Here is a 14,178-nt window from a genome sequence, read left to right as displayed (position 1 = left end):
GAGCAGCCCCCTCGAACCGCCCCCGACGCCCCCTCGAAGACCCGGAGCCGATCGTGAATCCTCAGACGACGCCAGACCCGACCCGCCCTCGCCGACGACGCGCACGCCTCTCCCTCACCACCGCTCTGATCGCCGCTCTCGGCATCCTGGTCGCCCCCCTCACGGCGCCCGCCGCCTCCGCGGCCACTCTCGACCCGGGCGCCGGGCAGAGCACGCGGATCCAGGAGACGAACTCCTCGCTGACCTACAGCGGCTCGTGGCGCACGATGACGGGCGGCGACAGCGGCGGCGGGATCAAGTTCCTCAACAGCACCGGCTCCGTCTCGTTCAGCTTCCGCGGCACCGGCTTCAGCTGGGTCAGCCGCACCACCGCCTCCGCCGGCATCGCCACCGTCACGGTCGACGGCGCGAGCACCTCGGTCGACCGGTACACGAAGACCACGGCGTACCAGGTCCCGGTGTTCACGAAGAAGGACCTCGCCGACACCGTCCACACGGTCAAGATCGCCTGGAGCGGCAAGGCCAACAGCTCCGCGAGCGACAAGAACCTGGTCATCGACGCGTTCGACATCACCCGCGCGACTCCCGCCACCGAGGAGCCGACCGACGAGACCGGCGGCGGCGAGGACGACGGCCCCGTGCTCGATCCCTCCGGAGCGACCAGCCTCCTCGTGCAGGAGACCGACCCCGCGCTGCAGTACACCGGCTCGTGGAGATCGATGGCGGGCGGCGACAGCGGCGGCGGGATGAAGTACCTGACCTCCGCCGGATCGGTGAAGTTCACCTTCGTCGGCACGTCGTGGCGCTGGATCAGCCGGAAGACCTCCTCCTCCGGCATCGCCGCGGTCTCGGTCGACGGCGGACCCGTCACCAAGGTCGACCGCTACAGCTCGACCGCGCAGTACCAGGTGCCGGTCTACGAGACGACCGACCTCGCTGAGGGCACGCACACCGTGACCATCTCCTACACGGGGACGAAGAACTCCAAGTCGACCGACAAGAACCTGATCATCGACGCGTTCGTCCTCGCCGAGGACGGCCTCGCGACCGACGCCGTGGAGCTCTCCCCCCTGACCGACGGCTACACCGTCGCCTGGGACGCGCCCTTCAGCTCGCGGGTCGTCTCGTACGACGTGCACCGCTCGAACGAGGACGGCTCCGGCGACACGGTCGTCGGCACCGTCGCCGACCCGGTGCGCCAGTACCGCGACGAGACCGCCGAGGCGGGACGCGCCTACACGTACACCGTCACGGCGACCGACGACGCCGGCCGCGACTCGCGGCTGAAGGAGTCGGCCACCACCTCGGCCGACCTCCTCGCCTCCCGCGCCTCGCTGCTCGCGGCCTTCGACTGCCCCGCCGCCACCAAGACGGTGTCGACCTCGGCGCAGCTCGTCACGGCCCTGACCAACCCCTCCTCCGGCGACGTCATCCGCCTGGCCGACGGCGTCTACACCGGCAAGTTCGCCCTCCGCGGCACCGCCGCCCAGCCCGGCTCGATCTGGATCTGCGGCTCGCCCAACGCGGTCCTCACCTCCGGATCCACCTCGAGCGGCACCGCGCTCATCCTGAACACGGTGAGCGACGTGCACCTCGTGGGCTTCTCGGTCCGCAGCTCCTTCCAGGGCATCCAGGTGCTCGCCAGCAAGGGCGTCCAGATGGCCGGCCTGACGGTGAGCGAGATCGGCTACGAGGCGGTCCACTTCCGCAACCAGACCACCGACTCCCTGATCGTCGGCAGCACCATCCGCCGCACCGGCATCGTCTCCGCCAAGTACGGCGAGGGCGTCTACGTCGGCACCTCCGACCGCAACTGGTGCGAGTACAACAGCTGCAACCCTGACCGCACGGCCCGCATCGCGGTCGTGGACAACGCGATCAGCGACACCGGCGCCGAGCCGATCGAGGCCAAGGAGGGCACCCTCGACGGCGACATCATCGGGAACACGGTCCTCGGCGGATCGCGGCTCGCCTCGGACGTCGTCTCGCTGATCCTGGTCTCGGGCAACAGCTGGCTGGCCGCGGGCAACTCCGCCGCGGGCACCACCACCTACGGCTATCAGGTGATCACCCGCGCCGACGGCTCGGGCAACGACAACACCATCAGCGGCAACCTCGCGCTGAAGACCCGGGACGCCGTGGTCTACCTCCACCAGCCGTCCAACTGGTCCACCAGTGGCAACACGCTGAGCTGCTCCAACTCCGGGAAGGACCTGATCGGGAACGTGGCCTGCACGCCGTGACCTGACCCGCTCCCCGCGCGCAGAACCGCCGCCGTCGTCCCTCGACGGCGGCGGTTCTGCGTGTGCCCGCCTCCCGCCGACCAGGCGCGGACGGCGGGGTCGCGCGCCAGTACGGCGGCTTCTGCGGACTCGCGGGGTGAGCGGGCTCCCGGGAGCCGGTGAGGCACCTGGTCCGGCCACGGTGGGCGCTGGAGAGGGCTGGACGGGCCGGGCAGGTCCCGGGGAGTCGAGCGGGCCCGGACGGCGACGCCGCCTCCTGTCGAGTCCGCGGAAGTGGGCGGAGTCGCGCGCGAGTACTGCGACTTGTGGGGGCTCGCGGGGTGAGCGGGCTCCCGGGAGCCGGTGAGGCACGTGATCAGGCCACGGCGGGCGCTGGAGACGCTGAGAAGGGACGGACCGGTCGGCCGGGCCCCGGAGAGCCCGCGGGCCCGGACGGTGACGCCGCCTCCTGCCGAGTCCGCGGAGGTGTGCGGAGTCGCGCGCGAGTACCGCGAGTTCTGCGGGCTCGCGGAGTGAGCGGGCTCGCGGAGGGGTGGAGGGGGCTGGAGTGCCAGCCAGGCGTCGGAGGGGCCGGCTGGGCCCGGAGAGAGGGCAAGCCGGGCCCCCGCCGGGCACCGCGCAGTCCCCGGACGCGGAAGAGCGCACCGCGGCCGGGGCCGGGGTGCGCTCTTCCGCAGCGTGCGAGGACGCGATCAGACGATCGCGGGGGCCTTCTGCAGCTTGTGGCGGGCCAGGACGACCGCGCCGACCACGGGGGTGCCGGCGGTCTCGATCCAGTGCACGTCGGCGGCGGCCTGGGGCGAGTCGACCTTGCCCTCGATCAGGACGAGGACGGCTCCGTCGGCGACGCCGCGGAAGGTCGGCGACTGCTCGGTCGCGCCGAGAGTGCCGGTGACGATCAGGACGATGTCGTAGACCTTCTCGAGCTCCTCGACCAGCGCGCGGAGGGCGTCGGTCGGCATCGGCGTGCCGGCCTGGGCGCCGCCCGCGGGGAGCAGGTCGACGCGGTCGGTCGAGCGCTTGATGATCGCGTCGTCGAGCGAGGCGGCTCCGGCGAGCACCTCGCGCAGGCCCGGGCGTCCGCCCGAGGCGGAAGCGAGAGCCGAGCCCTCGGCGGTGCCGTCCACGATCACGACGGACGAGCCGAGCACGGCCAGCGCCTTGGCGAGCAGCACCGCGCTGGCGGTGTGCGGGGTCTTCTCGGACGCCGGGGCGATCGCGAAGGAGGAGTACGAGCGGGTGCGCGCGATGGCGGAGAGCTCGAACGCGACGGCCGAGTAGCGGGCCGGGATCTCGGTCGAGTTCAGCATCTCGTCGAGCTTGGTGGCCTTGACCGGGACGATGCCCAGCAGCGGCCGGTCGATCGCGGAGCGGACGTCGTCGCCGCTGCGGAGGCGGCGGTCGAGGGCGGTCATCACGATCGCCACTCCCACGCCGACCACGGCGCCGCCGAGGATGCCGAGCGCGAGCAGGACGAGGATGCCACCGGTGACCGGCAGCTCCGGCGGGAGCGCCTGGCTGAGCACCTGGAGCTGGATCTGCGGGACGGCGACGCCGTTCGTGGTGGTCGCCGGATCGGCGCCCTTCACGGCCGCGTCGAGCTGGGCGGCGACCGCGTTGGCGATGACCGCGGCCTGCTCGGGCGAGGGGTCGGTGGCCGAGATCGTGATGACCACGGACTCCGGCTCGGCGAGGACGGTCACGCGCTTGGCGAAGTCCTCGATGGGCTCGTCGATGCCGAGGCCGTCGATGACGCCCTGCAGGACGGTGTCCGAGGTGCCGAGGGCGACGGAGGTGACCGTGGCCTGGGAGGCGGCGCTGTTGGCCGCGACCCGGTCCGCGGTCGAGAGGACTCCGGACGAGGAGACCGCGACGTACACGCGTGCGTCCGCCTTGTACTGCGGGAGGAGGACGGCGTTGAGTACCAGGGCCGCCACGGCGCCGAGCAGAGCGAAGGCGACGATGTAGACCCACCTCCGGCCGATGCCGGCGAACAGTCCGTTCAAGGTCATGGTGTGTGGTGTCCCTTTCGTCGACTGCACCGGAGTGCAGGGGGTCTGACTGTAGCGTCGTGATGTGTCGTCCGCGTTGCGCGGAACCGGCCGCGAGGTTTCGCGCGGGAGCGGTGGATCAGAGGTGGGCCTGCAGGAAGGCGAGGATCGCCTTCTTGTTGTTCGGGGTGTTGTTCTGGAGCCCGTGGTGGCCGGAGCCGTCCACGCCGACCTCGGACGCCACTCCGGCGTCCTGCAGGGCGACCTGCATCGCGTCGGCCTGCTCGACCGGGACGAGCTCGTCCTCGGAGGTCAGCCAGATCTGCGGGGCGTCCGTGGAGTCGACCGAGGTGATCGGCGACGCGGGGATGCTCTGCGGGCAGGTCGTCGAGTCGATCTCGTCGCAGTCCAGGTAGGAGAGGATCTGCTCCTTCGCCTCGGGCACCGGCGTGCCCAGCGACATCCCGGTCTCGGTCATGTCGGCGACCGCCGAGAAGGCGACGACCGTCTTGACCCGCGAGCCCTCGGTGAGGGACCCCTCGCCGAGCGTGCCCATGGTCGCTCCGATGATCGCTCCGGCGGAGCTGCCCATCACTCCGATGCGGGCGGGGTCGAGGCCGAAGCGCGTGACCTGCGCGGGCTCGCGCAGCCACTCCACGGCGGCCTGCGCGTCCTCGATCTGGCCGGGGTACCGGCTGTCCTGGAGGAGGCGGTAGTCGACGGAGACCGAGACGAAGCCGCGCTCGGCGTAGTACTCGCAGAGCTCGGTCATCCCGCCCTCGTCGCGGGCGCCGTCGACGAACCCTCCGCCGTGCAGCATCAGCAGCGCGGGGCGGTCGGTGCCGCCCGCGGTGGGGAGGCAGGCGTCGGCCTTCAGCGAGACGCCGTCGACCGAGCGGTACTCGATCGCCTTCTCCGTCGTGAAGCCGTCGGGCGTGCGGACGGGCTCGGGCTGCGAGGAGCAGCCGGCCAGCCCGAGGGCGACGGCCACGACGGCCGCCAGGACTCCGGCTCTGCGTGCTCGTGTCGTCTTCACTCGTGGGACTCCGCTCTCTTCTTCTCGTGACTGGGGGAGGTGCCGGGCTCATCGGCCGGGACCGCGACGGGATCGGAGACGACTCCGGGGCCGCGCGCAGGGACGGGCACGGGCTTGCGCCGCTTGCCGGGGCCGCCGAGGGCGGCCGGGGGGACGTAGATCCACTTGACCTTCGAGAGGTAGCGGGTCACGAAGAGCGAGAGGACGACCGCGAGCACCATCACGACCAGCAGCAGCGGCACCTCGAAGCCGCCGATCTCGGAGCGGTCCTCGGGGAGGATCACCCGCAGGATCGTGATGGCGATCACGATGAAGTAGAGGTGCAGCAGGTAGATGTGCAGGCTGCGCTCGCCACAGATCGTGAAGAAGTTCAGGAATCGCACTCGGGAGAGGGCCCGCGACACGAGGATGCCCATCGCGACGGCGGCCATCTGGCCGGCGAGGGCGAGGAACGGCACCCAGCGGATCGGGAAGAGGAAGAGCACCGCGCTCAGCACGACGAAGACCGGAGTGACGTAGAGGAACGCGCGGCTCCCCTTCTGCTCGACGAAGTCGATGATCCTCTTCGAGTAGAGCGTGCCCACCAGGAAGAAGACGAACAGGGCGCCGATGCGGTTCCAGCCCACGTTGGTCGTGTTGAGGAGACCGGTGGTGAACATCGTCCCCATCACCGCGGCGAGGGCGACCTGCACGCGGTGGTCGACCTTGCGCAGGAGCCACGCGCCGAGCGTGAAGAGGACGAGGCCGTAGATGAACCAGTAGCTGCTGCTGGGCCAGAAGAACAGCAGGAGTAGGTTGAGCGGGTCGGTCGCGGGGAGCTCGCCGAGTCCGCCGTTCGCGAGCGGCACGACCAGGTAGAAGGCCATGCGGATCACGGACCAGACCACGTAGAGCCAGAGCAGCGGGTACAGCCTGCGGCGCCAGAGGTCGCCGAAGCTCCAGGTGCGGATGCGCGAGCCGAAGAGACCGGACACCAGGAAGAAGAGGGGCATCGGGAACAGCTCGAACACGACCTTGATGCGGCCGAGAGTGTTCTCGACCCCGATGTCACCGAGGTACAACGACGTGTGGTAGTACACGACCATCAGGATGGCGGCACCCTTGGCGAAATCCACCCATTCGCGTCGGGCCCCGCCCGCAGGCTTCAGCAGCTTCATTCTCTCCCCCTAGTGCCCGGTCGTACCGCTCGTGAATTCCATCCGAGGTGAACAAGGCTCAGAGAAGGACGCAGGCTCGGTCGCAGAATGCGACCGAGGATCAAGACTAAGGGTGTATCGTCCGCGCCGCACATCCGACGGAATAGTGACGAGGACTCGATTGCCGGAAAGCGCACTCCGGCCTCTCCGCGCACCGGGGAGACGACGGTCACCGGCGTCCGTTCCCGGCGCTCATCGCCGCTCGGTAGAGCGCGGGCGCCGCGGCGGCGAGCCCGAAGAGGACGGAGCGCTTGAGGTCGCGCCGGCGCACGAGCGCGACCAGGTGCCGGAGCCCCGCCTCGTCGTGCGCGGCCCGCCAGAGCCGGTCGGCCTCCTCGGGGCTGTGCGCGCCCGAAGTGGCGTCCTTGAAGCGGGAGAGCAGGGAGAAGCGCGCGCGGTAGTAGGAGTAGTCCTGCGAGTCGAGGATGCGCGGGTCGAGCCCGCGGGCCGTCCGCTCGATCACGGCGGCGAGCCCGGCGAGCGAGTCGGCGCGCTTCGCGCCCGAGCGGATGATCGAGCCGGAGCGGAGGCGGTACTCGTAGACGGAGTCGGGGACGACGACGACCTCGTCGGCCGCGGCGAGCAGCTGCGCGACCTGCGCCTGGTCCGAGTGCTGGCGGATCCGCGTGAAGTCGATGCCGTCGAAGAGCTCGCGGCGGAACAGCTTGTTCCAGAGGTGCCCGGTCAGCTCCCCGACCAGAAGCGCGGTGAAGGCGCCCCGGCCCGAGAGCGCGAGCGGGCCGCGCAGGGAGCCGACGGGCGTGGATCCGGTGGCGTCGACCGTGACCGCCTGGGCGACCACCACGTCGGCGCGGCCCGCCTCCCCCGCGGCGAGCATGGCCTCGACCGCGGTCTCCGGCCACTCGTCGTCGGCGTCGACAAGCCAGACCCATTCGCCGGCGGCATCGCCGACGGCGCGCTCGCGAGCGGCCGCGACGCCCTGGTTTTCGTCCTGGCGCAGGTAGCGGATCCGCTCGTGCTCCTCGGCGAACGCGCGGCCGATCGCCTCGGTCCCGTCGGTCGAGGCGTCGTCGACCACGAGGATCTCGAGCTCGGCGTGGGTCTGCCGCAGCAGGCGCTCCAGGGCCGAGGCGAGGTGCGCCTCCTCCTGGTGCGCCGGGACCACCACCGAGACGAGGGTCACTTCTGCCCCACGACCCGGCGGAGCACCGTCTCGAGGTCGCGGCCGCTCGACTCCAGCGAGAAGCGGTCGAGCCAGCGGTCGATGCCGGTGATCTCGAGCTCGCTCGCGCGGATCAGCGCGTCGGCGAGGTCGGAGGCGGAGGGGGTGAGCGCGAGCTCGCCGGTGAGGCCGGGGACGATCGCGTCCGCGACTCCGAGCGCCCCGGACACGGCGACCGAGGGGACGCCGGCGGCGGCCGCCTCGACCAGCACGTTGCCGAAGCCCTCGCGCAGCGACGGGAGCAGCACGACGGCGTTCTCGTCGAAGTGGTGGAACCAGTCCTCGACCCAGCCCATGTCCTGGAAGTCCACGCCGCGCGCGGTCGCCTCCGCCTTCATGCTGCCGAGCAGCGGGCCGCCGCCGAAGGAGACGACCTTCGCGGGGATGCCGCGGCGCTCCAGCTCCTCGGCCGCGAGGATCGCGAGCTCGGGGCGCTTCTGGACGACGAGGCGGCAGGGCAGCACGATCTGCAGGCCCGCCGCGGTGCCGGGGGTGCGCGAGACCTGGCGGGAGCGGTCGACCTTGGCGGTCGCCGGGTTCGGCACGACGGTGCAGCGCTCGCCCGAGACGCCGAAGCCGGCGACGAGCTCGCCCGCGACGGGGTGCGAGATCGCGATGACGTGGTCGGCGCGTCGGTAGAGCGTCTTGGCGAGCCCGAGCTGCACCTTCTGGGTCCTCGAGAAGCCCGGGATGCCGAGCGAGACGAGGTTGCGCTCGCTCACGATGGTCTTCGGGCAGTCCGCTTTCGCGGTCATCTCGGCCGAGGCCAGGAGCACGATGTTCGGGTAGCCCTGCAGGGCGACCGCGACGTCGGGGGTGCGGCGGCGGAACAGCTCCTTGAGCATCCGCGCCTTGCCGACGTGGCCCTTGCCCTCGCCGATGCGGTGCAGCACCGCGCCCTCGGGGAGGTACTCGTCGGTGCCCTTCACCGAGGTGGTGACGACGTCGACGTGGTGGCCCTGCTCGAGGAGCCAGCCCATCCAGGTGCGGGCGACGAACTCGGCCCCGCCGCCGTGCAGCGACGTGACGACGAACATGATCCGCATGCGCGGTCCCTTCTCCTGGGCCGCGCTCATCGCACGACCTCCGCGCCGAGGCCGCGGGTGTTGAGCGCCGAGAGGCGGCGCACCTCGGGCATGGCCGCGTCGATGGTGGCGCGCACGCCGCCGTCGCCCGGCTCCGCGAGGATGCGGTCGATCACCGGGAGGACGCGGTCGGCGAAGCCGGGGATCGGCTCGACGCACAGCTGCGGCAGGCCGATGAGGCGCATGATGCCCTCGACCTTGCCCTGGGTGGCGAGGGTGATCGCGGGGACGCCGAGCGAGAGCGACATGATCGCGAGGTGCATGCGGCCGGTGACGGTCAGCAGGGCGTCCTCGGCGAGGCCGCGGATCTCTGCGGGCATGAGCACGCGGTCGACGACGGTGACGCCCTCGGACCCCACGCGCTCGGCGACCGCGCGGACGGCCACCTTGTCGTCGCCGATGGGGCGGGAGACGTGAGGGAGGAGCACGACGTGCACGCCGGCGGCGCGGAGGCGGTCGACGATGCGCTCGTACTCCGGCACCTGGTCGACCATGCCGGCGACGAGGGCGCTCGCGTTCACGAGCGCGAAGGGGACGCCCTCGGGCAGCCCCAACCCCTCGCGGAAACTGCGGTCGCGGGTGCGCGCCGAGAAGACGATGTCCGTGACCTCCTCGACGCGCTGCACGCCGATGCTCCGGGCGCGCTCCGCCGAGAGCGGGTCGCGGAGCATCGGCACGACGCCCGCGCGGGAGGCGGCGATCAGGGAGCGGCGGGCGGCGAGGCGGGCCGCCGCGTTCCAGGAGAAGCCGAGGATGCGCGTGGGCACCCCTGCCTCGGCGGCCGCCTGCGCGAGCAGGGAGCGGCGGACCGAGCCGCGGAGGCTGTACTTGCCGTCCATCATGTCGGCACCGACGACCGAGACCGAGCGGGCGCGGCGGATCAGCGCGGCGTAGGCGCGGAGGTCGGCGGCGTGCGCGTCGCCCACTCCGTAGACCAGGTGCGGGAGCTCGACGACCTCGACCCGGTCGGCCTGCTCCTCGGGGATCACGACGTCGCCGGCGTAGCGCTGGACGACCACGACGGGACCGGTGGTGTTCTCGAGGAACGCCTCCAGCATCGCCTGGTCGCCGATGTTGCCGCTGCCGGGAGCGGCGATCACGAGGTGCGACTCGGGCTCGGGTCGGAGGTCCGCGAGGGCGGCGCGGAGCACCGCCGCGTCGCGGCGGGCGGGCAGGCGGGTCGTCGTGACGAAGTCCTTCTTCCAGGACTTGACGACGCCGAGCTTGAGTTTCATCGATCTCTTTCGGTGGGGGGAACGGCGGCGGGAGGCCGCTCGGAGTCGGGGGTGCCGGCCGTGACGGCTCCGTCGACCAGCGCGCTGTCACCGGTGGGGCTGGTGGCGTCGACCGTGGCCGGGGCGGGAGCGGCGGCCGGGCGGCTGCGGCGGAAGTGGCGGCGCAGGTCGGCGAGGCCGAGGATCTGGCGGCGGAACGCGGGGAGGATCAGCATCCAGAGCCCGACCCCGACCAGGACGGCGGCACCGCCCACGAGGAGGCGGAGGACGGGCTGGTCGGCGGCGATCCAGACGGTGGAGAAGGAGGAGCCCACCGTTATCGAGCCGAACGCGATGCCGCTGCGGAGGCCGTTGGTGAACATCTCGCGGGCGGGGGCGTCGGAGGTGCGGCCGATCCAGATCAGCGCGATCGGCCAGGTGAGGGCGAGCGAGCCGGCGTACGCGACCGCGACGCCCGTCACTCCCCAGTTGGAGCCGAGCAGGATCAGGACGACCATCAGCGGGCGGGTCGCCAGGCTGTACCAGACGCTCTGGCGCACGAGGCCCTTGGAGAGGAACACCCACCAGGAGCAGTACGCCGTGGCCTGGAAGAACCCGGCCACGAGCAGGATCTGGAAGATCGGGACCGAGGCGAGCCAGCGCTCCCCCAGCAGGATCCGGATGACCGAGTCGGACTGGGAGCCGAGGACGGCGAGCACGAGGCCCATCACCGTCAGCATCGCCGACTGGCCGAAGAGGATGAACGTGCGGAACCGCTCGCGCTCGTCCTGCAGCTTGGAGAGCACGGGCAGGGCGACGCGCTGCGCCGGGGCGTTCAGCTGCTGCAGCGGCAGCATCATCAGCTGGAACGCGCGGTTGTAGAGGCCCAGGTCGACCGGGCCGAAGCGCGCGCCGATGATGACGGAGTCGACGTTCTTGCTCGCGTAGGTCAGCGCCTGGGTCGCGAAGACGCCGCCTCCGTAGCGGAGGAAGTGGCCCATCGCCTCGCCGCGGCGGTAGCGGCCGGGCCGCCAGCCCGTGATGAAGACCAGCATCAGCACGCCGATGAGCGGCTGCACGACCTGGCTCGCGGCCAGCGCCCAGTAGCCGGCGCCGCCGAGCGCCATCAGCACGCCGACCACGAGGCCCAGCACCTGGCCGACGATGTCGACCAGGGTGAGCTTCACGAAGCGGAGGTGCCGGGCGAGGTCGGCGCGGAACTGCGTCGAGATCCCGTTGAGGAGGAACGTCGAGGAGAGCACGACGGTCAGCAGCTGGAGCCGGTCGTCGCCGTAGAGGGCGGCGATCGGCCACGAGGCCGCGATGACCAGCAGGGTGAGGGTGAGGCCGATGCCCGCGTTCATCCAGAACAGGTTGCTCTTCTGGCCCGGTGTGATCTCCTTCGCCTGGATGGCGGCGGAGGAGAGGCCGAAGTCGCGGAAGATCTCGCCGATGCCGATGATCGCCGTGACCATCGCGAGCAGGCCGTAGTCGGCCGGCGCGAGCAGGCGCGCGAGGACGACGATGCTGCCCAGCTGGACGGCGATGCGGATCGCCTGCCCGCCGATCGTGACGGCGGCGCCGCGGCTCGCGGAGCGGCCGAGGCTCGGAGACGGCTTCTGCGTGGTCCCGGTCATCGGGTCGAGCCCTTCTTGGTGGCGATCGCGCCCTCGTAGGCCTTCTTGAGCTGGAGTCCGAGCACGTCCCAGTCGCGACCGGAGAGGGCGGGGAGCCCCTCCGGCGGACGGGTGCGCGTGCGCTCGAGGGCGGAGGTGATCAGCTCGGGCGTGAGATCGCCGTCGTACTCGATCACCCAGTCGCTGCCGACCTCCTCGGCCAGGGCCGTGTTGGTGGGCGTGCGCGGCACCAGGATCGGCCGGCCGAGCGAGAGGGCGACCAGGATCGAGCCGGAGTTGTGCATCTCGCGGTAGGGCAGGACGATCAGCTCGGCCCGGCCGATCTCGTCGACCATCTCGGCGTCGTCGACCCGGCGGAGCGTGGTGCGCACCCGGGTGTCGCGGGCGGCCCGCTCCTCGACCAGCTCGCGCTGGCCCGTGCTGGGGCTGCCGACCACGTGCAGGGAGAGGGAGTCGTCCTCCACGCCGCGGAACACGTCCATCAGCTCGACGACGCCCTTGTACGGGCGGATGATGCCGAAGTAGAGGACGCGGCCGTGCTCGCGCTCGGGCAGCGGGTGCTGGGCGAACTGGTCGCGGTAGTGGCCGTGCAGCACGGTGACGGCGGGCGCCCGGCCGGGAGTGACGGTCGTGGGGTTCAGGCGGACGAACAGGTCGGTCGCGCGGTCGATCCGGGCCAGCGAGCGGCGCTCGGCGGCGGGACCGAGCTCGTGCGGGTGCAGGTTGTGCACCGTGCGCACGAGCGGGATGCGCTGGAGCGCGAGGCGCACCAGCAGCACGTCGAGGGCGCGGCGGCGCAGGAAGCGGTGCAGCGGGCTGCGGCCGCGGATCATCAGCTCGGGCCAGTGCACGTGCAGCACGTCGTAGTCGGCGAGCAGGGCGCTGCGCCAGGAGAAGAACAGCAGCTCGACGCCGGGCGCCAGGCCGTCGACGATCGAGTCGACGTACTGCGTGGTCGAGTCCGGCGGCGCGAGCGACTGCTGGACGACGAGCGCGGCCGGCGACGAGTCGTTCCTGCGGGAGCGGCGGCTCACCGGTCGCCCCGCATCCCGACGGCCATCGGCGCGTCGAAGATCCGCGCCCCGAGAGGCTGGCGCATCCGGATGCCCTTGGAGAAGTCGGGGACGTGCACCGGGTTCAGGCAGATGATGACGAGGAAGCCCAGGAGCAGGTGGCTGGGGCGGACCGCGTCGATGGCGTTGTAGCCGGCGAGGCAGACCATGAAGCCGAGCAGACCCGCCGCGGGGCCGACGTCGCGACGGCTGAGCGTGGCGCCGAACATCGCGGCCACCATGATCACGAAGAACAGCAGGCCGGGGATGCCGACGCTGATCAGCAGCTGCAGGAACGAGTTCTCGATGACCACGTCCGAGAACCGCCTGCCGCTGATGCCGGACGTCGCCGCTCCGGAGCCGAGCCAGTGCGTGAGCTCGGCCGCCTTCAGCGACACGGTCACCGCGAGGTCGCGGGCGCCGGCCGAGATGGAGGCGTCGAGGTTGTTGTTGCGGGCGGTGACGGGCTCGAAGTTCAGGACTCCGACGCCCGCGATGAGGCCGGCGATCAGGATCGAGCCGGGCCGGAGCAGCGAGCGGTCCGGGTTGAGGAAGCCGACGGCGACGAGCGCGACGACGACCGCGACGGCGATGGCCGCCATCGGTCCGCGCGAGACGGTCGCGACGACACCGCCCGAGGCCAGGATGCCCAGCAGCAGGTCCGACTTGCGGGAGCCCTGGAGCCAGGAGCCGAAGGCGAGCCCGGCGCCCACGGTGAGGAAGGTGCCGGCGAGCAGCGGGTGGCCGAAGGTGATCTCGGCGCGGTAGAGCGACCAGTGCTGGTCCTGCTCGTAGCCGAGGGCGCCGTAGACGGCACCGAGGATCGGGGAGCTCTGCGCGACCAGCTCGAGGGCGGCGTAGAGGGCGAGCAGCCCGGAGAGGATCACCCACGTCTTGCGCAGCAGCACGGCCTCGCGCTGGGCGTCGAAGACGAGCATCGGCACGCCCACGCAGATCGCGAAGCTGAACAGCCACGAGACGCCCTCGCTCGCGAAGGAGCCGCGCACCGTCGCCACGGCCGACCAGAGCATGAGGGCGATGAACGCGAGGATCACCACGGCCCGCCACGGGGAGAGCACGAGCTCGCGGGTCCACGCCTTGACGGGGGCGCGCCACAGCTCGGGAGCGAGCCCGCGCCGGATCGCCCAGATCACGAGGATGACCGCCCAGAGCGTCATGCGGAACGTCAGGGTCGAGGGGGTGAGCGGCGTCGGGACGAGCGCGAAGAACGCGAGCGCCATCGCCGGCAGCCAGTGCGCGGGGACCCGCAGCAGCACGTAGGCGCCGACGATGCCGCCGACTCCGGCGGCGATCACCAGGAGGCCGGTGGCCGGCTCCCGGGTCGAGAAGATGTACCCCATCCCGAGGACGATCACCAGGGCGACCGAGAAGAGCGCGCCGACGAGGAGTCGTCGCGGGAGGATGTCGATCACGTCAGGGAGTCCTTCTGGCGTCGGAGCGGAGTGGTGGAGGAGGGGGCGGGCGGTGCGGCGCTCACGGGAGTGGTCCCGTCGGCCTCGATGAGGATCGCGATGCCCTCG

At 71.7% G+C, this 14,178-nt stretch carries 10 protein-coding genes; 1 reads left to right on the top strand and 9 read right to left on the bottom strand.

Annotation, left to right across the window (positions count from 1 at the left end; translation table 11 throughout):
* Positions 1–53: 53 nt before the first annotated feature.
* Positions 54–2,243, top strand: coding sequence for a hypothetical protein (locus tag C5C39_RS12225; RefSeq protein WP_104353482.1), 2,190 nt, complete (start codon positions 54–56; stop codon positions 2,241–2,243).
* A gap of 692 nt (positions 2,244–2,935) precedes the next feature.
* On the opposite strand, the gene C5C39_RS12220 is transcribed toward C5C39_RS12225, so the two are convergent.
* The 9 genes from C5C39_RS12220 to C5C39_RS12180 all read right to left on the bottom strand — a co-directional run bounded on the left by C5C39_RS12220 (position 2,936) and on the right by C5C39_RS12180 (position 14,070).
* Complete coding sequence (locus C5C39_RS12220; RefSeq protein ID WP_104226623.1) at positions 2,936–4,255, bottom strand: Wzz/FepE/Etk N-terminal domain-containing protein; 1,320 nt, start codon at positions 4,253–4,255, stop codon at positions 2,936–2,938.
* 118 nt (positions 4,256–4,373) lie between these two features.
* Positions 4,374–5,270, bottom strand: coding sequence for an alpha/beta hydrolase (locus C5C39_RS12215; protein ID WP_104247646.1), 897 nt, complete (start codon positions 5,268–5,270; stop codon positions 4,374–4,376).
* Entirely contained in the window at positions 5,267–6,427 is a 1,161-nt protein-coding gene (locus tag C5C39_RS12210) for an acyltransferase family protein (RefSeq protein WP_104353481.1), read from the bottom strand. Before C5C39_RS12210 ends, C5C39_RS12215 begins: the two co-directional genes overlap by 4 nt.
* Before the next feature lie 208 nt (positions 6,428–6,635).
* The gene (locus C5C39_RS12205; protein ID WP_104237961.1) at positions 6,636–7,610 is read right to left on the bottom strand and encodes a glycosyltransferase family 2 protein; all 975 of its coding nucleotides are present in this window, start codon (positions 7,608–7,610) and stop codon (positions 6,636–6,638) included.
* On the bottom strand, positions 7,607–8,725 hold the full coding sequence (locus tag C5C39_RS12200) for a glycosyltransferase (protein ID WP_104353480.1): 1,119 nt from the start codon (positions 8,723–8,725) through the stop codon (positions 7,607–7,609). The genes C5C39_RS12205 and C5C39_RS12200 overlap by 4 nt, the downstream gene beginning before the upstream one ends.
* Positions 8,722–9,969: a polysaccharide pyruvyl transferase family protein gene (locus tag C5C39_RS12195; protein ID WP_104353479.1), complete on the bottom strand. Its 1,248-nt coding sequence runs from the start codon at positions 9,967–9,969 to the stop codon at positions 8,722–8,724. Before C5C39_RS12195 ends, C5C39_RS12200 begins: the two co-directional genes overlap by 4 nt.
* Positions 9,966–11,585: a lipopolysaccharide biosynthesis protein gene (locus C5C39_RS12190; protein WP_104237959.1), complete on the bottom strand. Its 1,620-nt coding sequence runs from the start codon at positions 11,583–11,585 to the stop codon at positions 9,966–9,968. Before C5C39_RS12190 ends, C5C39_RS12195 begins: the two co-directional genes overlap by 4 nt.
* Positions 11,582–12,619, bottom strand: a complete 1,038-nt coding sequence (locus tag C5C39_RS12185) for a glycosyltransferase (protein WP_104249973.1) — start codon at positions 12,617–12,619, stop codon at positions 11,582–11,584. Before C5C39_RS12185 ends, C5C39_RS12190 begins: the two co-directional genes overlap by 4 nt.
* Positions 12,616–14,070, bottom strand: a complete 1,455-nt coding sequence (locus C5C39_RS12180; protein WP_104249974.1) for an O-antigen ligase — start codon at positions 14,068–14,070, stop codon at positions 12,616–12,618. Before C5C39_RS12180 ends, C5C39_RS12185 begins: the two co-directional genes overlap by 4 nt.
* Positions 14,071–14,178: the final 108 nt, after the last annotated feature.

The organism is Rathayibacter sp. AY1F3 (assembly GCF_002931975.1).
Lineage (GTDB): Bacteria > Actinomycetota > Actinomycetes > Actinomycetales > Microbacteriaceae > Rathayibacter.
Note: the sequence above shows the minus strand (reverse complement) of the source record. Positions and strands in the feature narration are given on the sequence as shown.

Coding starts and splice junctions, on each gene's coding strand:
- C5C39_RS12220 (WP_104226623.1), bottom strand. CDS start 4,255: ATGACCTTGAACGGACTGTTCGCCGGCATCGGCCGGAGGTGGGTCTAC.
- C5C39_RS12210 (WP_104353481.1), bottom strand. CDS start 6,427: ATGAAGCTGCTGAAGCCTGCGGGCGGGGCCCGACGCGAATGGGTGGAT.
- C5C39_RS12200 (WP_104353480.1), bottom strand. CDS start 8,725: ATGAGCGCGGCCCAGGAGAAGGGACCGCGCATGCGGATCATGTTCGTC.
- C5C39_RS12195 (WP_104353479.1), bottom strand. CDS start 9,969: ATGAAACTCAAGCTCGGCGTCGTCAAGTCCTGGAAGAAGGACTTCGTC.
- C5C39_RS12190 (WP_104237959.1), bottom strand. CDS start 11,585: ATGACCGGGACCACGCAGAAGCCGTCTCCGAGCCTCGGCCGCTCCGCG.